The organism is Mesorhizobium sp. M0715, from assembly GCF_040320355.1.
Lineage (GTDB): Bacteria > Pseudomonadota > Alphaproteobacteria > Rhizobiales > Rhizobiaceae > Mesorhizobium.
On the sequence record NZ_JAMYPL010000021.1, the window covers coordinates 54,864 to 74,999 of the forward strand.

At 62.0% G+C, this 20,136-nt stretch carries 17 protein-coding genes; 8 read left to right on the forward strand and 9 right to left on the reverse strand.

Going from position 1 to position 20,136, the window contains the following annotated elements; all coding sequences use genetic code 11:
- Position 1: 1 nt before the first annotated feature.
- The 4 genes from NKI21_RS23045 to NKI21_RS23060 all read right to left on the reverse strand — a co-directional run bounded on the left by NKI21_RS23045 (position 2) and on the right by NKI21_RS23060 (position 4,541).
- Positions 2–1,963 (reverse strand): PAS domain S-box protein, encoded by a 1,962-nt coding sequence (locus NKI21_RS23045; protein WP_352441717.1) that lies wholly within the window; start codon positions 1,961–1,963, stop codon positions 2–4.
- Between the two features lie 210 nt (positions 1,964–2,173).
- The gene (locus NKI21_RS23050; RefSeq protein WP_352441718.1) at positions 2,174–2,812 is read right to left on the reverse strand and encodes an NrsF family protein; all 639 of its coding nucleotides are present in this window, start codon (positions 2,810–2,812) and stop codon (positions 2,174–2,176) included.
- A gap of 1 nt (position 2,813) precedes the next feature.
- Positions 2,814–3,365: a sigma-70 family RNA polymerase sigma factor gene (locus NKI21_RS23055; protein ID WP_127379999.1), complete on the reverse strand. Its 552-nt coding sequence runs from the start codon at positions 3,363–3,365 to the stop codon at positions 2,814–2,816.
- A gap of 156 nt (positions 3,366–3,521) precedes the next feature.
- Complete coding sequence (locus NKI21_RS23060) at positions 3,522–4,541, reverse strand: hypothetical protein (protein ID WP_352441719.1); 1,020 nt, start codon at positions 4,539–4,541, stop codon at positions 3,522–3,524.
- 90 nt (positions 4,542–4,631) lie between these two features.
- On the opposite strand from NKI21_RS23060, the gene NKI21_RS23065 reads away from it, so the two are divergent.
- From NKI21_RS23065 to NKI21_RS23085, 5 genes are all read left to right on the forward strand, one after another.
- Positions 4,632–5,285, forward strand: a complete 654-nt coding sequence (locus NKI21_RS23065) for a hypothetical protein (protein ID WP_352441720.1) — start codon at positions 4,632–4,634, stop codon at positions 5,283–5,285.
- Positions 5,282–6,508, forward strand: a complete 1,227-nt coding sequence (locus tag NKI21_RS23070; RefSeq protein ID WP_352441721.1) for a cytochrome P450 — start codon at positions 5,282–5,284, stop codon at positions 6,506–6,508. Before NKI21_RS23065 ends, NKI21_RS23070 begins: the two co-directional genes overlap by 4 nt.
- Before the next feature lie 158 nt (positions 6,509–6,666).
- On the forward strand, positions 6,667–7,674 hold the full coding sequence (locus NKI21_RS23075) for an iron ABC transporter substrate-binding protein (RefSeq protein WP_023811123.1): 1,008 nt from the start codon (positions 6,667–6,669) through the stop codon (positions 7,672–7,674).
- Positions 7,675–7,848: 174 nt separating this feature from the next.
- Positions 7,849–9,429 carry an ABC transporter permease gene (locus NKI21_RS23080; protein WP_023811122.1) on the forward strand — a complete coding sequence of 527 codons (1,581 nt, stop codon included), beginning with the start codon at positions 7,849–7,851 and terminating at the stop codon, positions 9,427–9,429.
- Positions 9,426–10,508, forward strand: coding sequence for an ABC transporter ATP-binding protein (locus NKI21_RS23085; RefSeq protein ID WP_352867488.1), 1,083 nt, complete (start codon positions 9,426–9,428; stop codon positions 10,506–10,508). The genes NKI21_RS23080 and NKI21_RS23085 overlap by 4 nt, the downstream gene beginning before the upstream one ends.
- 13 nt (positions 10,509–10,521) lie before the next feature.
- Here the strand turns inward: NKI21_RS23085 and NKI21_RS23090 are convergent, their stop codons facing one another.
- From NKI21_RS23090 to ugpB, 4 genes are all read right to left on the reverse strand, one after another.
- Positions 10,522–11,589 carry a sn-glycerol-3-phosphate import ATP-binding protein UgpC gene (locus NKI21_RS23090; RefSeq protein WP_352554422.1) on the reverse strand — a complete coding sequence of 356 codons (1,068 nt, stop codon included), beginning with the start codon at positions 11,587–11,589 and terminating at the stop codon, positions 10,522–10,524.
- Between the two features lie 7 nt (positions 11,590–11,596).
- Positions 11,597–12,445 (reverse strand): sn-glycerol-3-phosphate ABC transporter permease UgpE, encoded by an 849-nt coding sequence (gene ugpE / locus NKI21_RS23095; RefSeq protein ID WP_352867491.1) that lies wholly within the window; start codon positions 12,443–12,445, stop codon positions 11,597–11,599.
- A 9-nt stretch (positions 12,446–12,454) separates the two neighbouring features.
- Entirely contained in the window at positions 12,455–13,339 is an 885-nt protein-coding gene (gene ugpA, locus NKI21_RS23100; RefSeq protein ID WP_023811118.1) for a sn-glycerol-3-phosphate ABC transporter permease UgpA, read from the reverse strand.
- A gap of 195 nt (positions 13,340–13,534) precedes the next feature.
- Positions 13,535–14,845 carry a sn-glycerol-3-phosphate ABC transporter substrate-binding protein UgpB gene (ugpB, locus tag NKI21_RS23105; protein WP_023811116.1) on the reverse strand — a complete coding sequence of 437 codons (1,311 nt, stop codon included), beginning with the start codon at positions 14,843–14,845 and terminating at the stop codon, positions 13,535–13,537.
- Positions 14,846–15,205: 360 nt separating this feature from the next.
- On the opposite strand from ugpB, the gene NKI21_RS23110 reads away from it, so the two are divergent.
- Complete coding sequence (locus NKI21_RS23110) at positions 15,206–17,638, forward strand: EAL domain-containing protein (protein WP_352867494.1); 2,433 nt, start codon at positions 15,206–15,208, stop codon at positions 17,636–17,638.
- Here NKI21_RS23110 and tlpA read toward each other — a convergent pair.
- Positions 17,635–18,324 carry a thiol:disulfide interchange protein TlpA gene (gene tlpA, locus NKI21_RS23115; RefSeq protein ID WP_352867496.1) on the reverse strand — a complete coding sequence of 230 codons (690 nt, stop codon included), beginning with the start codon at positions 18,322–18,324 and terminating at the stop codon, positions 17,635–17,637. The two genes, NKI21_RS23110 and tlpA, sit on opposite strands and share 4 nt — an antisense overlap.
- Before the next feature lie 35 nt (positions 18,325–18,359).
- Here tlpA and argH point away from each other — a divergent pair, with 35 nt between their 5' ends.
- Both argH and lptM read left to right on the forward strand, forming a co-directional pair.
- Complete coding sequence (gene argH / locus NKI21_RS23120) at positions 18,360–19,760, forward strand: argininosuccinate lyase (protein ID WP_352867498.1); 1,401 nt, start codon at positions 18,360–18,362, stop codon at positions 19,758–19,760.
- 118 nt (positions 19,761–19,878) lie between these two features.
- Positions 19,879–20,085, forward strand: a complete 207-nt coding sequence (gene lptM, locus NKI21_RS23125) for an LPS translocon maturation chaperone LptM (protein WP_023811112.1) — start codon at positions 19,879–19,881, stop codon at positions 20,083–20,085.
- Positions 20,086–20,136: the final 51 nt, after the last annotated feature.

Genomic DNA, 20,136 nt, shown 5'->3' on the forward strand with positions numbered 1-20,136 from the left:
ATCAGGAGGCCGCGGCCAGCGGCTCTGTCCGGCCATCCACGATCCGTGCGTCGGGCGCCACGGAGACACAGCCACGGCCGGCCGCCTTGGCCGCATAGCAGGCCGCATCGGCTCTCGCGATGATCTCGTCGACCTCGCCGCAATTGGCATTGATCGCAGCCAGTCCGATGCTGGCGCCGATCACGTGAGGACGGCCGTCCCAGGTGAAGTCCAGGCCGCCGATCGCATCGATGATGGAGCGCGCCGCGATCTTGGCACCGGCTGCTGAACCCGATTTCAGAATGACCGCGAATTCGTCGCCGCCGAGGCGAGCGACGATATCGTCTGGACCAAGCACGCCACGAATCGCCACGGCAACCCGCTTCAGCAGCGCGTCTCCCGCCGCGTGGCCGCCCGTGTCGTTGACCAGTTTGAAGTGGTCGAGATCGATGAACATGAACTGATGTCCGCTGGCTCCGACCGACTCTGTCGTGTCGCCGGTCGACTTCCTCGTGTCGGCGGTGCCGTCCTTGCGGGCCTGACCGACCAGGCCCTCCATGGCGCGGATGAAGCTCGAGCGATTGGCAAGGCCGGTCAGCGCGTCGTGTGCCGCGGCGTGCGCCAGTTGGCGCTGCAGCGCGCGCGCATCGGTAAAGTCCTGGAAGACGATGACCAGCCCGCAGAATTCGTTCCGTTCGTTGATGATCGGCGACACGACCTGGCGGATGCTGCAGCGCGTGTCGTCGCGCCGGATCAGGACGGCGCGGCTGTTCTGGTCGGCGGGCGCATGAACGCCAATCGCGGGCCGGGTGACGCCGATCCTGTGCCCCGTCTCCTCGTCGACCGCCCAGTAGACATGGCCAAGCATCTTGCCGAGAGCCTCGCCGCCGGCAATCCCGGTCAGCTTTTCGGCGACCGGGTTCATGAAGGTGACGCGGTTTGCGGCATCGGTGCAGATGACGGCATCGCCGATCGATTGCAGCGTCACCCTCAGCCGCTCCTTTTCATCGGCAAGCATTGCCGCCGACACAGTGAGGCGCTCTTCGGCCTCCTTGCGACGGGTGATGTCGGTCAGGCTGCCAATGGCCCTGATCAGCCGTCCATCCTCGTCGCGTTCGATAGCCTTGCCGCGGTCGAGTATCCACATCCAGTGGCCATCCTTGTGGCGCATCCTGAATTCGGCCTCAAAGAACGGTGTCTTGCCCTCGAGATGAGCGCGATCCGCTTCGGCGACAGTCTCGCGATCGTCGGGATGAATCATCGTCAGCCAGCTGTCGGTGTCGCCATCGAGCTCGCCATCCGCATAGCCCAGCATCTTGACCCAGGTCGAGGAATAGGTCGTGCCGCCCTTGCGCATGTCGAGGTCCCAGACGCCTTGGCCGGCACCAGCCAGAGCAAAATTCCAACGCGTTTCCGCTTCGGCAATGCGCGCCTCGGCCTGCTTGCGCGCGTCGATGTTCTCGATTTGGGAGACGAGATAGAGCGGACGGCCGCTGGTCTCATCGCGAATGACCGAGCCGGCAAGATGGGCCCAGACGGGCGTTCCGTCCTTCCTGAGATAGCGCTTCTCGAAGTGGAAGGAATTGACCGTGCCCGCCTTCAGATCGTCCATCGTCTCCCGCCCGATCTGCAGATCGTCGGGATGCGTGATCTGGAAGAAAGTCAGCGCCTCGATCTCTTCGCTTGTGTAGCCAAGCATGGCGGCGAAGGCCGGATTGGTCTGGCGGATGCGACCGTCGAGACCGACAACCACGATGCCGATCGCCGAATCCTCCATGGCGCGGCGGAAGCGCAGTTCGCTCTCGGCAATCTGCTGGCGATGCCTGCTGATCCTGCGTATGGACAGGGCGGCGAGGAACAGCGCGCCCACCGCCATCGCCACCGCGATCTGCAGGCAGAGCTTCAACGCTTCGGTGCCGAGGTCCAGGCGCGAAAGCAGGATCGAGGTCGCCAGCACGCCCAAGCCGGCGACGAGCAACGCCAACCCTGCATGCCCAAGAGATTCTCGGCTGGTCAATCCTCGCCACATCACGATACGTGCCACCCCCGTGCGCAAACGCATGTTCTCGCATCAACCTTGGCGGATCGTTTTTAAGGAAAGGTTGCGTCCGGCATGCCGGCGTGGTCGCCAACCGGCAAACAATTGCCGGCATGATTAAGGATCGGTGCACGGGTCCGCGATCGTTACGAAACGCTACCAGCGTATGAAAAACCGTCCGCCGAGCGCACCGAGCAATGCGAGCGCTGCGATCGCTATCGTGTACCAGGGGGCGACGAAAAGCGGCGAGTCGTCGAAGCAGTGCGCGGCATAGAAGGTTGCCGCCAGCCCGCCGGCGAGCAGGCCCGCCACCGCACCGGCAAGCACCGGCCGTGTCGGCGCGCCATAGCGCAGCATCCACAGGAAGACGGCAAGCGGGCCAATACCGATCAGCGGGATGAAGCCCATGCAGAACATCATGTTGTTGCCGACCATCCGTGTACCCCACAGCGCCTCCGGCACCATGAAAAGCTCCAGAAGCACCGCCACGGCTACCAGCACTGGCGCCGCGGCCATCCAGGCCATTGCCCGGCCCGTCGAGGCACCCGGTGTCGACAAGGCGCGGATCAGGGCGAAGGCGCTGACGGCAAGCACGATGGTGAAGACGAATTTGGAGAGGAAGCGCATCGTGTGCGCGGCCGCCATGAAGTCTGGGCGCGGGCCGATGGTCAGCAGGAAAACGATGGCCGCGATCACCGCCCCCGCACCGGCGGCCAGCCACCAGGCCGATTGCAGCGGCATCGCCTTGCTGCTTGCATCGGCGTCCAGCGCCCTGATGAGATCGTCCGTCCTCATGTCATTCCCGCCCGAACCGCCCCTGCCCGAATCGCTTGGCTATCGCGGCAAGTCCGCGATGCAGCGACACACGCACCGCCGTCTCGCTGATGCCGAACTTCGCCGCCGTCTCACCGATGGACCGCCCTTCCACCGACACGGCCGAGACCACGGAGCGCTGTGCCGGCGACAGGCTGTCCAATGCCCGGTTGATGTCTCGCTCGCTGACGGTCTCGGTTTCCGGCTCGGCGAACGTCTCGGCGATATCGTCGACATCGATCTCGATGCGCCGTCCGCGCCGCCGGAACGCATCGATCAGCTTGAAGCGGGCGATCGCGTAGATCCACGGCAACACCGGCGCATCCTGGCGCCAAGTATGTCGTTTTACATGAATGGCCAGCAAGGTTTCCTGCACGACATCCTCGGGATCGACCCCGCCCTGCACGATCTTGCGCCTGGCAAAACCGCGAACCAGCGCGGCAATCCGGTGCAGAAAGTCGGCGTAAGCCCTTTCATCTCCTGCGATCGCGGCCCGCATCAGCCGGGAAAGTTCGGCCTCGTCCTTGCCGCTCACAAGAGTTCACTCCCCCGAATTTCGCGTCTCGGCGCTGATTTGTTACGTGGCCGGCGAAATAATGTCCAAGCCAAACTGTCGGCAAATCACGAAAGTTTGCTGCACACTGCGCGCCGATCGCCAGTGCGATATTGCCCCGCGCTCTTGTTCTTGAACTCAAGGCTTGGCGCCGAACATGGCATCCCGGAAAGACCTGAAGCCCTTTCGAACGGTCAGCTTCATTCGTCTGCGACGGTACTTGTTTCTCAGGCGGCCCAAGATCTGGAGATGTGTCTCATCGATATCCGGAGTGGATAGGGGATCGTTAGCATATGGCAGCTGTGCCAAGGCATCTGCATGCATGTTGGCGTAAGGCAACGAATCATATCTGTCGAAGGGTGTGGGAGGGTCGTTCAATACAGTGGGATTGGTGTTGATCTCGAAAACCTGGATGCGACCATCGACAATGGTGTAGTCGATCCTGCCATATGAGATCCCCGCCTTCTCGAAAATCGGCATCAGCTCTACCGCATGCGGATTGTCGCGCACAAAGGCGGTATGCTCGACCCGATGTTGCCCCGACATACCGCCTCCCTGTACCTTTATGAACCACTCCTTGCTGGCGAAGCAGTGTTGCGCATAACTGCGCTCGCCGATCCGATATGCCGAGTATTTTCGGTAGCTGCCATCGGCACCAGCCTTTGCTCCAAACTCCACCACCATGGGGCGAACAAAATTCATCGTACCCAGGTTCGAGAGCGCCTCGCCGAGTTCCGCCGGCGATTGCAACAGCGGCGGCACTTTATAAGCGGCGCCCGTCTCGTCACGCAGAAACACAGGAAAACGCATTCCCGCCGGCAGAATTTCGGGTCTGTATACATTGAAATCATTGATGCCGTCCGCGAACAGCATACGCAATAGATCGAAACGCTGAAGGCTTTTTCGCGGATGGTTGAGTTGAAACAGATCAGGCTGCTGCGACTCCATTCGCTGGCTGAGATTGGAGCATGCTTCAATCTCTGCTTCGCTCAGTCGGTCCAAATCCGTCCAAAGAACGGTGCCTCTGGAAATCTCAAGCAGATGCGCCCGTTCGTCATAGGGGACAAAGCGCACAGAATCCTGCAAATCAGTTCGAAAATAGAGTAGCAGGCTTGCCAGGGTATAGGCATGCAAGCGATGGCAAACATAGAAGATCATGAGACAACCCGCCCCTACTCATGCACCCATCAACAGCTGGTATCAGAAAATTATCGATTCGATATCGCAACTACGAGCGGCCTTTCGACGATGAAGATGATCGTAGTTCAACAACTTGTGGCAGACGACGTTCCGGGCATGGCCGCGATGGAGGCCGCAGCCTGGGGACGACTCGGTGCCAGCGAAAAAACAATTCACCACCGGCTTTCGCTCGGGCATACAATGATCCTGGCCATGGTTGAGAACCTTGTTGCCGGCGCGATCTGCTTCGTGGAAACCAGCCAAGATCCGCACGATACGGGAAGGTTCCCCAAGACCTTCTCCGCCTACTCTTCGCTTGTCAGGAGCCAACCTGCACGGTCACTCTACGTTTACAATCTTGGTGTGCGACCCGAATTCCGCGGCACCGACATGGCACGCCGCCTGTTGTCGCAAATGTCTGACCATGGCCGGCAGGTCGGTGCGCGTTGGTTGGTCGGCGACGGACGTTGCCCGTCCTACGCGGGAGCACAGGACGAGTTGCCCGACAAGGTTCGGCCGGATCCGGAATTTCGTCGGACCATCGACGATTGGCACCGGACCGGTGTCATGCCTTCGGTGGAATCCATAACGAGGGATCCGCTACTGCGGTTCTATAACCGTGTTCTCCGGTGCGAATTTCTACATCTCGCGTCCGATTTTCTACCTGAAGACATGAGTTCCGGCGGATTTCGCGTTATCTTTGCTGTCGATCTTGCCCGATGACAGATCAAGCTGATCTATTTGACCCCATTGCCCATGGCAGCGATGCGTTTCCCGAATTCGCCCGTCGTCGGAGTTCAGGAGGCGCCAGTTGGGGCAAACCTCCTTATCCCGAGGTCGGTGAAGCCTTCTACGTGTTCAGCCATGCGCTTGTTTCCCAGGCCTTGAAACACCCGCTGTTGCTGCAGGCACCGCCGGGCGCCTATCAGGAGGTCAGGCAAAAGATCAGCGCCAATCCGGCCCTGGACCTGTTGACCCGTTCCATGCTGCTGTCCGACCCGCCGCGGCACATGCGCCTGCGCCGCCCATTGGCTGGTTCGCTAAGCTTTTCCTCCAGCAACGGGCTGTTCGACCGGCTTGCGGCCAAAGCGTCGGAACTTACGCAGGCAGCTGTACAAAAACCGGAGTTCGACGCGGTTCGTGATATAGGCCTGCCGCTATCGTTTTCAGGCCTGGAACAGATCCTTGGTATCGACATGGACGATCCCTGGCGGATTGGCGCCGACGCACAGCTTATGGCCAACGCCCTGGAAATAAGGGCCGGCGGCGTAGACGAAGACGCAAACGATGCCTGCCGCCGATTGGAGGCATGGGTATCCAGCGTGATAGAACACGGTACTGTGCGCCCAAACGGTATTTCAGCTCAGATGCTTGCCGAAGTCGAGGCTGGCCGCTGGCTGAGAGACGATGTCATTGCAAACATCGTATTCCTGCTCTTTGCCGGGCAGGCGACAGTCGTCGATACCTTCGGCAATGCGCTGGTCGCGCTTGCACGCTTCCCAGAACAGCTTTCGCTGCTTGAAGATGGGAAAGTCAGTTGGTTTTCAGCAGCCGAAGAGCTGCTCCGTTTTTGCGCTCCGGTTCACTATGCCGGAGCGCGTATCGCCGCGGAAGATTTGCAGTTTGGTGGCGCAACCATAAAAGCCGGGCAGGCCGTCGTACCCGTGCTGGCGAGCGCCAATCGAGACATTTCTGTTTTTCCGGCGGGCGACCGGTTGGATTTGGGTTCCGGCATTTCGTCGGCCCTTGCCTTTGGCACCGGACTGCATGCCTGTCTGGGTCAACACGTCGCCCGGTTAGAAATGGCTGTACTGCTGGAGGCCTTGTTCACGCAGGCCAAAGGCTGGTGCTTGGATCTTCCCAGGGTCGTCAGGCGGCATTCGGTGCTTTTCCACGGTCTGCAAGCCGCCCCATTCATCCGGTCGGCCTATCAACCATCGGGTTGAATTCGGCACGCCATTCGCGTCACTTCATCACTTGGAATTGTGAGCCCGATATCAAGCGTTTGTGCTTCAGCGGCCGATTGAAGCAGATCACCAATGTTGACTAAGGCTGTCAGGTATCGGTAGGTGAGCCGGTGCCAACCGAACTTTAGGACAATGACATGAAATACGCTCTTTCCACCCTCGCCGGCGCCACCGCGCTGGCAATCATGCTGATCGCCAGCCCGTCGATGGCGGAAGATGATGGCATCATTGTCTACAACGCCCAGCACGAAAGCCTGACCAAGGCGTGGGCCGAAGGCTTCACCAAGGAGACCGGCATCAAGGTCACCGTGCGCAATGGCGGCGACAGCGACTTCTCCAACCAGATCGTCGCTGAGGGCACTGCTTCGCCGGCCGACGTGTTCCTGACGGAAAACTCGCCGGCCATGGTGCTGGTCGAGACGGCCGGCCTGTTCGCGCCGGTCGACGCCGACACGTTGGCACAGGTTCCCCAGGACTATCAGCCGGCCAGCGGCAAATGGGTCGGCGTCGCAGCGCGCAGCACGGTCTTTGCCTATAACAAGACCAAGCTGACCGCCGACCAGTTGCCCAAGTCGATGCTCGACCTCGCCGATCCGAGCTGGAAGGGCCGTTGGGCCGCCTCCCCGTCAGGCGCCGATTTCCAGGCCATCGTCAGTGCCCTGCTCCAGCTCAAGGGCGAAGCCGCTACCGCCGACTGGCTGAAGGCGATGAAAACCAACTTCACCGCCTATAAGGGCAACAGCACGGTGATGAAGGCGGTCAATGCCGGCGAGATCGAAGGCGGCGTGATCTATCACTATTACTACTTCGGCGATCAGGCCAAGACCGGCGAAAACAGCAAGAATGTCGAGCTGCACTATTTCAAGAACCAGGATCCGGGCGCGTTCGTCTCGATCTCCGGCGGCGGTGTGCTGGCCTCGAGCAAGCATCCGAAGGAAGCCCAGGCCTTCCTGAAATGGCTGACAGGCAAGGGCGGCCAGGACGTGCTGAAGACCGGCGATTCCTTCGAATACGCGGTCGGCAAGGGTGCGGAGTCCAACCCGAAGCTGGTGCCGCTCGTCGATCTGCAGGCACCAAAGGTCGACGCCACGACGCTGAACTCCAAGAAGGTCACCGACCTGATGACGGCAGCCGGCTTGCTTTAGTTGCCATTCGTCCTAAAAGGACACCCGACCACGCTCCCGCGGGAATTCGCCTTCCGCGGGAGTGATTTTGTTTTTCGAGATGGCATTCGTCGATGACGACACGCTGTGTTCCCGACCGTGATCGCGGTCTTTCAATTGCTGCCGCTGGACGGCAGCGGCACGGCGTCTGACCTGATGCAGTCCGCGGTTGATCTCGCGCGCTCGGGCCTGCCTTCGGGCACAGGCCGAAGGGCCCGGCGCCGAGCCCCGCTTTGGCTGGTCATTGCCGCCATCTTCGTTGCGCTGCTGGCGCTGGTGCCGCTCGCCTTCATCATCTGGATCGCGGTGCAGACCGGCTGGGAAACCGTCTCGGCGCTGGTCTTCCGGCCGCGTGTCGGCGAGCTTCTGGTCAACACTGTCCTGCTGGTCGCGCTCTCCGTGCCGATCACCATCGTGCTGTCGGTTGCGCTGGCCTGGCTGACCGAGCGCAGCGACCTGCCGGGCGCCCGGCTCTGGGCCTGGCTCTGCGTGGCGCCGCTTGCCATCCCGGCTTTCGTGCACAGCTATGCCTGGGTCACCATGGTGCCGGGACTGCACGGCCTGTGGGCCGGCGTGCTGGTTTCCGTGATCGCCTATTTCCCGTTCCTGTATCTGCCGGTGTCGGCGGCATTGCGCCGTCTCGATCCCGCCCTCGAGGACGCTGCCGCCGCACTCGGCCTTGGACCCCGGCGCGTGTTCTGGCGGGTCGTGCTGCCGCAATTGCGGCTCGCCATCTGCGGCGGCTCGCTGCTGGTCGGCCTGCATCTGCTGGCCGAGTACGGCCTCTATGTCTTCATCCGCTTCGACACCTTCACCACGGCGATCGTCGACCAATTCCAGTCGACCTTCAACGGACCGGCCGCCAACATGCTGGCCGGCGTGCTGGTCAGTTGCTGCTTCGTGCTGCTCGGCCTCGAAGTGCTGGTGCGCGGCGAGGAGCGCTATGCCCGCGTCGGCTCAGGTGCGGCGCGCCATCAGCAACGCACGAGCCTCGGACGCGCCACCATCCCGAGCCTGCTCTTGCTTGTCGTCACCACGCTTTTGGCGCTCGGCGTGCCGTTCGTCACCATCGGTGGCTGGCTTGCCGCCGGCGGCGCCGCTGTCTGGCGCCTGAACGAGATCGGCCTGGCGCTTGGCCAGACGCTGTTCCTGGCGCTCGCCGGCGCCTTGCTGGCCACGGTCGCCGCCATGCCGATGGCCTGGATCTCGATCCGCGCGCCGGGGCCGTTGCAGCGCCTGCTGGAGGGCTGCAACTATATTGTCGGCTCGTTGCCGGGGGTTGTCATTGCGCTGGCGCTGGTCACCATCACGGTGCGCATCGCGCTGCCGCTCTACCAGACCCTGTTCACCATCCTGGTGGCCTATGCGCTGATGTTCCTGCCGCGCGCGCTGGTCAGCCTGCGGGCGTCGATCGCGCAGGCGCCGGTCGAACTCGAACGCGCCGCTTCCAGCCTCGGCCGGCCGCCGCTGCAGGCGCTGTGGTCGACGACGATCCGCCTGTCGGCGCCTGGTGCCGCGGCCGGCATGGCGCTGGTGGCGCTCGGCATCATGAACGAACTGACCGCCACCCAGATGCTGGCGCCCAACGGTACCCGCACGCTGGCGATGGCGTTCTGGTCCTACAGTGGTGAGATTGATTATGCCTCCGCGGCACCTTACGCCTTCATCATGGTGGCGATGTCGCTGCCCTTGACCTGGCTGCTCTATGTCCAGTCGAAACGGATGGCCGGACGATGAGCTTTCTCGAAATCAGCGGCCTGCACAAGCAGTACGGCCCGGTGTCGGCCCTTGCCGGCGTCGACATGAACGTCGCCAGCGGCAGCCGCACGGCGATTGTCGGTCCTTCCGGCTGCGGCAAGACGACCCTGCTGCGGCTGATTGCCGGCTTCGAGGCGCCGGACCAGGGGCACATCACGCTCGACGGTACGATATTGGCCAATGGCGGCGCTGCGGTGCCGGCATATCGGCGAGGCATCGGCGTGGTGGCGCAGGATGGTGCCCTGTTTCCGCATCTGACCATTGGCGACAATATCGGTTTCGGCATGGGCCGCAGCGAGGACAAGCGCGCTGAGCGCATTGTCGAGCTCGCCTATATAGTCGGGCTCGACAAGGCGATCCTCAAACGTCGCCCGCACGAGCTTTCCGGCGGCCAGCAGCAGCGTGTGGCACTCGCCCGCGCCATGGCGATGAAGCCTCGGCTGATGCTGCTCGACGAGCCGTTCTCGGCGCTCGATACCGGCCTGCGGGCCTCGATGCGCAAGGCGGTGGCCGAGCTGCTGGAGGCCGCCGGCATCACCACCATCCTGGTGACGCACGACCAGGCCGAGGCGCTGTCCTTTGCCAGCCAGGTCGCGGTGATGCGCGACGGCAAGTTCTCGCAAATCGGCACGCCGCGCGAGCTCTATCTCAAGCCGAAGGACAGGATGATCGCCGAATTCCTCGGCGACGCCATCATCCTGCCGGCCAAGATATCAGATGGATTCGCCAACTCGCCGCTCGGCCGCATCGCGGTCGACACCAATGACAGCCGCGATATCGCCCGCATCATGCTTCGCCCGGAGCAGATCGCGCTGAAGAGAACCTCGCGCGAGGGCATGTCCGGCACCTCGGACATGCTGTTCGGAGAAGTGACGGAATCCGAATTCGCCGGCTCGATGTGCACGGTCGCGGTGCGGCTCTTGAACAATGCCGATCCGCCCGATGCGGCCGCGATCGGCAACACGCCGCTGGTCCTGCGCAAACCGGGCATGGACGCGCCGGCGGTCGGCGAGATCGTCCGGCTGACCGTATCGGGAAAGGCGCATGTCTTCGCCTGAACGCCGTATGCGGTTAACCGACGCGCTTTCCTGCCTGATCGAACCAGTGCAGCTTTTCTGCCTTGGCAACCACGCGCAATTGGTTGCCAACCGTGGCGGTGGCGCGACCCGCGACACGCACGACGATGCGGTTGCCGCCTGCCGCACAGTGAAGGAAACTTTCAGCGCCTACCGGTTCGACTGCCTCGACCAGCGCCGGCAGGACGAGCGCGCCGGACGGCGCCTCCGCATTGAAGGTGACGTCGGCATCCTCGGGCCGAAAACCGAGGGTCGCAGCTCTTGCCTCGCGAGGTGCGAAAGCGATCGCCGTGCCGTCTGCGAGCACCGCGCCCGACGCGCCTTCGGTCAGTGCCAGGAGATTCATCGGCGGCGCGCCGATAAAGGAAGCGACGAAGGTCGAGGCCGGTCTTTCGTAGACGTCGAGCGGCGCCCCCATCTGCTCGACCAGTCCGGCATTCATGACGACGAGAATGTCGGCCAACGTCATCGCCTCGAGCTGGTCATGCGTGACATAGACCGACGTGACGCCAAGCGAGCGTTGCAGGTTCTTTATCTCGACGCGCATCTGGCCACGCAATTTGGCATCGAGATTGGAGAGCGGCTCGTCGAACAGGAAAACCCTCGGGTTGCGCACAATGGCACGACCCATGGCGACACGCTGGCGCTGGCCGCCGGAAAGCTCCCGCGGGCGGCGGTCGAGCAGCGCCGAAAGTTCCAGTATTTTCGCCGTCGCGCGGACCCGGCTGTCGATCTCGTCTTTCGGCGTGCCGCGGTTGCGCAGCCCATAGGCCATGTTGTCGTAGACTTTCATATGCGGATAGAGCGCGTAGTTCTGGAACACCATGGCGATGTCACGCTCGGTTGGACCGATTGAGTTTACGATCTTGCCGTCGATCGCAACTGTTCCCGAGGAGATGGTTTCGAGCCCGGCGATCATCCTGAGCAGCGTGGACTTACCGCAACCCGATGGGCCGACGAGCACGCAAAGCTGCCTGTCGGGAACTGCGATTGAAACGCCCTTCACGGCCTCGAAACCGCTGGGGTAGACCTTCTTCACATCCTTCAGATCGACGGTCGCCATCAGCTTCTCACTTTTCGGAATCGACCAGGCCGCGAACGAACCAGCGTTGCATCAGCACCACGATCAGGATCGGCGGCACGATGGCCAGCATCGCTGTAACCATGACCAGGTGCCATTGCGTATCGGCATCGGCGAAGGAGACCATCTTTCTGAGCGCGATGACGATCGTGTTCATGTTGCTGCTGTTGGTGACGAGCAGCGGCCACAGATACTGCGTCCAGCCATAAATGAAGAGGATGACGAACAGCGCCGCGATGTTTGTCCGCGACAGCGGCAACAGGATATCGAAGAAAAAGCGCCATGGCCCCGCACCGTCGACACGCGCCGCCTCAACCAGCTCACCTGGAATGGTCATGAAAAACTGTCGAAACAGCAATGTGGCGGTGGCCGAGGCGATCAGCGGGATGATCAAGCCGGCATAGGTGTCGATCATGCCGAGATCGACCATCACCTTGTAGGTCGGCAGGATGCGCACCTCAACGGGAAGCATCAGGGTGATGAAGATCAGCCAGAAGAAGACCATGCGCAGCGGAAAACGGAAGAACACGATCGCATAGGCCGACAGGATCGAGATGAAAATCTTCCCCACCGCGATGCCGAGCGCCATGACCGTGGTGTTGAGCAGCAATCGACCGACGCTGACGCCGCCGATGCGACCGACACCGCCGAACAGCGCCTCGGTGTAATTGTTCCAGAACTGATCGCCGGGCAGGAGCGGCAACGGCGGCCTGAGGATCGTTTGCAGCGTCTGCGTCGAGGCAACGAACGTGTAGTAGATCGGGAAGGCAACGATCAATATGCCGAGGATCAGCACGGCGTGGGCGATGACGGTGCGGAGCGGTGACTGGCCGATCATCGCTCGCCCTCAGCCGTAATGGACTTTGCGTTCCACATAGCGGAACTGGATGGCCGTGAGCGAGATGACGATGACCATCAGGATGACCGACTGCGCCGCCGAGTCACCGAGGATCAGATTGACGAAGCCGTCATTGTAGACCTTGTAGACCAGCGTCTCAGTCGTCTTGCCCGGACCGCCTCCGGTGACGGCATGGACGATGCCGAACGTGTCGAACAGGGCATAGACGGTGTTGACGACCAGCAGGAAGAAGGTCGTCGGCGCAAGCAGCGGGAAGACGATGGTCCAGAATCGCTTGGTCTCGCCGGCGCCGTCCATGGCCGCCGCCTCGATCAAGGCTTTCGGCACCGCCTGCAGGCCGGCGACGAAGAACAGGAAATTGTAGCTGATCTGCTTCCAGGCAGCGGCGGACACCAGCAGGATCATGGCGTGGGTGCCGTTGAGAAGTGGATCCCAGGCGATGCCGAAACTCCTCAGCATGTAGGCCAGCGACCCGATCGACGGGTTGAAGAGGAACAGCCACAGCATACCGGCGATCGCCGGCGCCACTGCGTAGGGCCAGATCAAGAGCGTGCGGTAAAGACCTTTGCCGCGCACCACCTTCTCTGCCATGACCGCAAGCAGGAGCGCCACGCACATGGCGACGATAGCGGTCGCAAGGGAAAACACCACCGTGACCTTGATCGAGTTCAGGTAGGCCGGATCGGCAAGCACTTTCCTGAAATTGGCGAACCAGACGAACTTGGTCCTCAGTCCGAACGGGTCCTGCCTGAGCATGGATTGGTAGAACGCCTGACCGGCCGGCCAGTAGAAAAAAACGAGCGTGATGGCCAGTTGCGGCGCCACCAGCAGGTAGGGAAGGATCTTGTTGGGAAACACGACGCGAGGGGTCATGGAGCCACTCCGAGGTGATGAGGCGGGCGGCACGATGCGGCACCCCTCTTCGCCAAGATGGCTTTGAAGAGCGTTTCGGCGTTGGCATCATCGACCATTGGCGAAATCGCAAGGGACGGCAAAACTCCCCTCGCCGAGGGGAGATGCCTGGCAGGACAGATGGGCGCGCCGTAGAGCAAAGGACCTGCGCTCGCTCTAATTCCCCAGCGCTTCCTTGATCGCGGCGTTGCCACGCGTAACCGCATTGTCGAGCGCCTGCTGGGCGGTTTGCTGGCCGGCGAGCATCTTCTCGAACTCCTCGTTCTGGATATCGCGCACCTGCGGCAGGTTCGGCAGACGTACGCCCTTGGAATTGTCGGTCGGTGCCTTACCCGTCATCTGCAGGATCGGGGTCTCGCGACCGACGTTCTTGTCATAGAAACCGGACTTCTTGGTCGCTTCATAAGCCGCCAGCGTCACCGGCAGATAACCCGACTTCTGGTGCAGGTATTCTTGCACCTCGGTCTTCGACAGGTAGGCGAAGAAGGCCGCGACGCCCTTGTATTCCTCGTCGGATTTATCAGCGAAAACCCACAGGCTGGCGCCACCCGGCGTCGTGTTCTGCGGCGCGCCCTTGGCGTCGCTGTCATAGGGCAATTGGCCGATGCCGTAATTCATGCCGGACTTGACGATATCGCCAAGGCCGCCGGAGGATTCGGTCATGATCCCGCATTCGCCAGCGAGGAAGATCTGCTTGGCTTCGGAGGTGCGGCCGCCATATTTGAAGGTGCCGTCCTTGGCGAGGTCTGCGAGCGCTTGGAAATGGTTGACGAAAATCGGCGCATTGATCTTGAGCTCGACATCGCCGCCGGCCAGACCGTTCTGCTGGGTGGCCCATGACACGTCATTCCAGGCCGCGAAATTCTCCAGATGGATCCAGGTCAGCCAGGTCGAGGTGTAGCCGCAGGCGGCTGCGCCGCTCGCCTTGATCTTCTTGGCGTCTTCCCACACCTCATTCCAGGTCTTGGGTGGGCTGTCGACGTCGAGACCAGCCTTCTTGAAGATATCCTTGTTGTAATAAAGGATCGGCGAGGAGGAGTTGTAGGGGAAGGAGAGCATGGTGCCGTCCGGCTTCGAATAATAGCCGACTATGCCTGGCAGATACTGGCTCTTGTCGAAGGTCATTCCAGCGCTGGTCAACACATCGGCTGCCGGCTTGATTGCGCCTTCGGCTGCCATCATCACGCCGGTGCCGACATCGAACACCTGCATGATATCGGGCGCCTGGCCCGCGCGGTAGGCGGCGATGCCGGCATTCAGCGTCTCGGGATACGTGCCTTTGAACACCGGAACGAGTTCATAGTCGCTCTGGCTGGCATTGAAATCTTTGGAGATCTTGTCGACAACTTCGGCATTGGCGCCAGTCATGGCGTGCCACCAACTGATCTGCGTGACAGCAAAAGCGGAGGTTGAGGAAAGCAGCATAAAGGTGGCGGCAACACCGGCCGCGAAGCCGAAGGACTTCATGTTTCATCTCCCGTTTGTCATTGGCGAAAGGGGCACTCCCGCGAAGGCAATATGTGTCGCTCGTGACAATCAGACAACGGTTTTGTTGCAGATCGACGAACTTCACCCTTTACCTCACGCCACCCTCGCCTCCGCTTGGAGACATGGAAAGCCACACGGTTAGCCGGCTTAGCGCGACGACAAGCGCGCCAGGAACTACCATCGGAACTGCCAAGCTGGCTTCGGCGTGTCAGCCCTGATTGCAGCCGCCGCAACCCGAAGAGACACGCCAAGGTTGCAGGCGACTTTATCGATCCCTCAACGGCAACGCGCTACTCAATCCTGCTGCCCTGTTTATTTCCAAAGATCAGGTGAAATAAAATGCTGACGGTCTACAATTGTATCGTCAACGAACACGATCTGAGACTGGTCGCACTTGCCGCGCTGATCTGCGGAATTTCCTGTTTCTCTGCCGTCAACCTGCTTCATCACATAAGCCGCTCCACCGATCGGAACCGGCTTGCCTGGCTGATGATCGCGGCCACTTCGACCGGCTTCGGCATCTGGGCAACGCACTTCATCGCCATGCTCGCATTCACACCGGGCATACCCAGTGCTTACGATCCCGCACTCTCCGTGCTTTCGCTCGCTGCTTCGGTCACTCTGACGGCAGCCGGCATGTGGATCGCCACCTTGCGGAATGAGTTAGATTATCATCTCGTCGGCGGCGCCGTGCTGGGCGGCGGTATCGCGGCCATGCACTACATTGGTATGGCGGCGTTCGAGGTTCAGGGCCGCATCGAGTGGAACCTGTTGCTTGTCGCCGTTTCCCTTCTGGCCGGCGTAACGCTCGCGGCGCTGGCGCTGCGTGTCGTGCAGCGCCGCCCCTCCCTGAAGGCGACATCCGGCGGCGCGGTGCTGCTGACGCTGGCAATCTGCACCCTGCATTTCATCGGCATGGGTGCCGTCTCGATCTTCCCCGATCCCTCGATCGTCATATCCGAATACACGATCGAGCCGACCTCGCAGGCTTTCGCCGCCGCCGCCGCCACATTGGTGATTCTGGTCCTGTCGGCATCGGCGCTGTGGATCGATTTGCGCTTCCGTCGCCAGAAGCTCGAGGTCGACCGCATGCACGGCCTGGCCAATGCCGCCGTGGAGGGGCTGATCGTCTGCGACGGCAACCGCATCATCAGTGCCAATGACAGCATGGCGACATTGACGGGCATCGCAACAGCGACGCTGAACGGAATGCAGCTTGGCGATCTCTTCGGATCCGACATGTCAGGCTTCGGCGAACAGCCGCAGGAGGCCGAATTGAGCGGCCGCGATGGCACGAGCATTCCTGTCGAGCTGATCGCCAGGAGCATCGACTACTGTGGCAAACCGCACAACGTGGTCGCGGTCCGCGACATTCGCGAGCGCAAGAAGGCGGAACAGGAGATCCTGCGGCTTGCCCATTTCGATCCATTGACCGGACTGGCCAATCGCCGCAGCTTTTCCGGCCGGCTGGAGACGGAAATTGCTGCGATGGGCCGGACCAGGAAAGGCGGCCAGCTTGCGCTTCTGCTGCTCGATCTCGACCGGTTCAAGGAGGTCAACGACCTGTATGGGCACGGCGCGGGCGACGCCATGCTGCAGAAGGTTGCGCATTGCGTTACCGGCATTCTTCGCCAAGGACAGATGGTGGCGCGGCTGGGCGGCGACGAATTTGCCATCATCGCGCCGAACCTGACCGACCCGTTGGAGGCGGGCCGTATCGCCGACGCGGTGCTGACCGCCATGCGCGAGGAAAACCGGCTCTCGGTCGGCGGCGGCCTCGTGTCGGCCAGCATCGGCATTGCGCTTTATCCGTCGGATGCTGAAAACCTGGCCAGCCTGATAAGTCACGCCGATACGGCACTCTACCGGGCCAAGACCGAAGGCAAGGACACCTACCGCTATTTCGAGGCCTCGATGGGAGCCGAGGCCCGCGACAAGCGCGTGATGGAGCACGAGCTGCGCCAGGCGGTCGCACGCCAGGAGTTCTACCTCGTCTACCAGCCGCAGAAAGAGATCAGCAGCGGAAAGATGGTCGGTTTCGAAGCGCTGGTCCGGTGGCGGCATCCGACGCGCGGCGACGTGTCGCCGAGCATATTCATCCCGATCGCCGAAGACAGCGGCGCCATTGGCCAGATTGGCGAATGGGTGCTGACGGCCGCCTGCGAGGAAGCCGCCCGCTGGGAAAATCCGCTGACGGTGGCCGTCAACGTTTCGGCGGTGCAGCTCCACAACACGAATTTCAGCCGCAAGGTCCACGAAACCTTGCTGAATTCCGGCCTGGCGCCCGGCAGGCTCGAGCTTGAGATCACCGAGACGGCGCTTGTTAAGGACATGCCGCGGGCACTGGCCACCTTGCGGCAGGTCAAGGCGCTGGGCGTGCGCGTCGCCATGGACGATTTTGGAACAGGCTATTCCTCGCTCTCCAACCTTCGCGCCTTCCCCTTCGACAAGATCAAGATCGATGGCTCCTTCATCAAGTCCGTCGACAAGAACGGCCAGGTCGCGGCGATCGTGCGCGCCGTCCTGGGACTTGGACGCGGTCTCGGCCTGCCGGTTCTGGCGGAAGGTGTCGAGACGCTCGGCGAACTGAAATTCCTGGACGCCGAAGCCTGCGAGATCGGCCAGGGCTATTACATCGGCAGGCCAGCTCTCATCGAGGAATTCGGCGAGCTGACCGGTGTAGTCGCACCCGCTGTCGGCAGCAAACCCGCCACCTTGCGCGACAGAAGCGTTCTGGCCTTCGCACCCGCGCCTGTCCTCAATAGGGCTTAAAAACTCTCGGGCTTGAGTGCCGTCTCGATCAGCCGCCTGGCGTCCGGCCCCGACCATTCGGCCGGGCCGTTCATATGGGCGATCAGGCAGCCTTCGCCGTCGATCAGCATGGTAATGGGAAGGCCTAGCGCCAGGCCGCGCTTCTTGAGGTCGTTGAACAGCGCCATCGTCGAATCCCGGTAATAATCGAGCGTCGTGACGCCGGTATCGCTGAGGAACTTCTTCGGCTTCACATCGTCGCCGGCATCGACATTGACGGCGACCACTTCAAAGGAGTCGCTGCCCTTTTCCTTCTGCAGCGCATCGAGCGCCGGCATTTCGGCACGGCACGGCGCGCACCATGTCGCCCACAGATTGAGCAGCACCGTCTTGCCGGCATGATCGGCAAGCCTCATCGGCTTGCCGTCCGGGCCATTGAAGGCAAGGCTCTTCAGGGATTGTGGCGGATCGGCCGGCAAAAGTGCCGCAACCTCACCGGTGGCCGACGCCGCGACTTTCTTGGCGCGGTCGCTCTTGGCCGCGCAGGCGACATCGTCCTTGCTCTCACCCACGGCAGCTTGTGCCGGTGCATTGTTGCCAGACCGGCTCTCGCTGACATATACCGCGACCGCGCCCGCCAGCGCGCCCGCCACCAAGGCGGCGAGGATCAGGCGCGGGGCCGGGAAGAATCTACTACCGTCTGCCATTTTCTCAAAACTGCTCCGAAGCACGGGTTATAGCCATGAGCGACAAGAAAACCAGCAACCAGATGTGGGGCGGACGTTTTGCCTCGGGTCCGGCCGCGATCATGGAAGCGATCAACGCGTCTATCTCCTTCGACCGCAAACTCTATGCGCAGGACATCAAAGGCTCGATCGCCCACAGCGAGATGCTCGCGCAAACGGGCATTATTTCGGCGGCCGACCAAGAAAAAATTGCTGACGGGCTGAACACGATCCTGAAAGAGATCGAGGCCGGCAGCTTCGAGTTTTCGACACGGCTCGAAGACATCCACATGAACATCGAGGCGCGCCTCGCCGATCTGATCGGCCCGGCGGCCGGCCGGCTGCACACCGCCCGCTCGCGCAATGATCAAGTCGCAGTCGATTTGAGGCTGTGGGTCAAGGATGAGTGCTTTCGCGTCGCCGAGGCGTTGAAAGGGCTGATCGAGGCGCTGCTGGAGCGGGCCGAGGAGCATGCCGCGACCGTGATGCCGGGCTTTACCCATATGCAGGCGGCACAACCGGTGACCTTCGGCCATCACTGCATGGCCTATGTCGAGATGTTTTCGCGCGACCTGTCGCGTGTGCGCGATGCGATCGAGCGGATGGACGAAAGCCCGCTCGGTGCCGCGGCCCTCGCCGGCACCAGCTTCCCGATCGACCGTCACCGGACCGCCAAGGCGCTCGGCTTCCGCGAGCCGATGCGCAATTCGCTCGACAGCGTCTCGGATCGCGATTTCGCGCTTGAGTTCCTCGCTCTTGCCGCGATCTGCGCCACGCATCTGTCACGGCTGGCCGAAGAGATCATCATCTGGTCGACGCCGCAGTTCGGCTTCGTCAGGCTGTCGGACTCGTTTTCCACCGGCTCCTCGATCATGCCGCAGAAGAAGAACCCCGATGCCGCCGAACTGGTGCGCGGCAAGACCGGCCGCGTCACCGGTCATCTGGTCGGCCTGCTAACGGTGATGAAGGGCATGCCTTTGACCTATGGCAAGGATATGCAGGAAGACAAGGAATCGGTGTTCGACGCCGCCGAGACGCTCGACCTGATGCTGGCGGCGATGACCGGCATGGTCTCGGACATGACGGTCAACGCTGCCGCGATGAAGAAGGCCGCCGGCTCCGGCCACGCGACAGCAACCGACCTTGCCGACTGGCTGGTGCGCACGCTCGGCCTGCCGTTCCGCGAAGCGCATCATGTCACCGGCCGGGCGGTGGTGCTGGCCGAAGACAAGAAGGTGGGGCTGGAGAAGCTTTCACTGGAGGATTTGCAGTCGATCAATTCCGGCATAACGGCCGACATATTTTCGGTGCTGGCGGTGCAGAACTCGGTCAAGAGCCGCATCAGTTTCGGCGGCACCGCGCCGTCGGAAGTGAGGAAGCAGATCCGCGCCTGGAAAAAGCGGCTGGCGAAAGCGTAATGCCGGATATTGCGAGCAGTAATATCCCGGATATTGCGACGGGCAATATCTCGGGGTGCAATGCGCCGAGAACTCGGCTAAAAGCGGCGGCTGACAAACGTTTCGGACGGATGGATCGATGACCGGAAGCAGGATTTTGGTGACGCTGACGCTGCTGGTTGCGATCGCGGCCGTTTCGGCCTGCGGCAGGAGGGGCGCTCTCGACACGCCCTATGAGGCGGCCGTACAGGCGCGCAAGGATGCCTCGAAGGCCCACCAGCCCGTGCCGCCGGAGCCGGAAAAACCGGTCAAGGACAAGAAATTCATCCTCGACCCGCTGATCTAGAGCCGACGAGAGCCGGGCCTTCCAACCCGATCTCATCGCGCCCCAACTTCC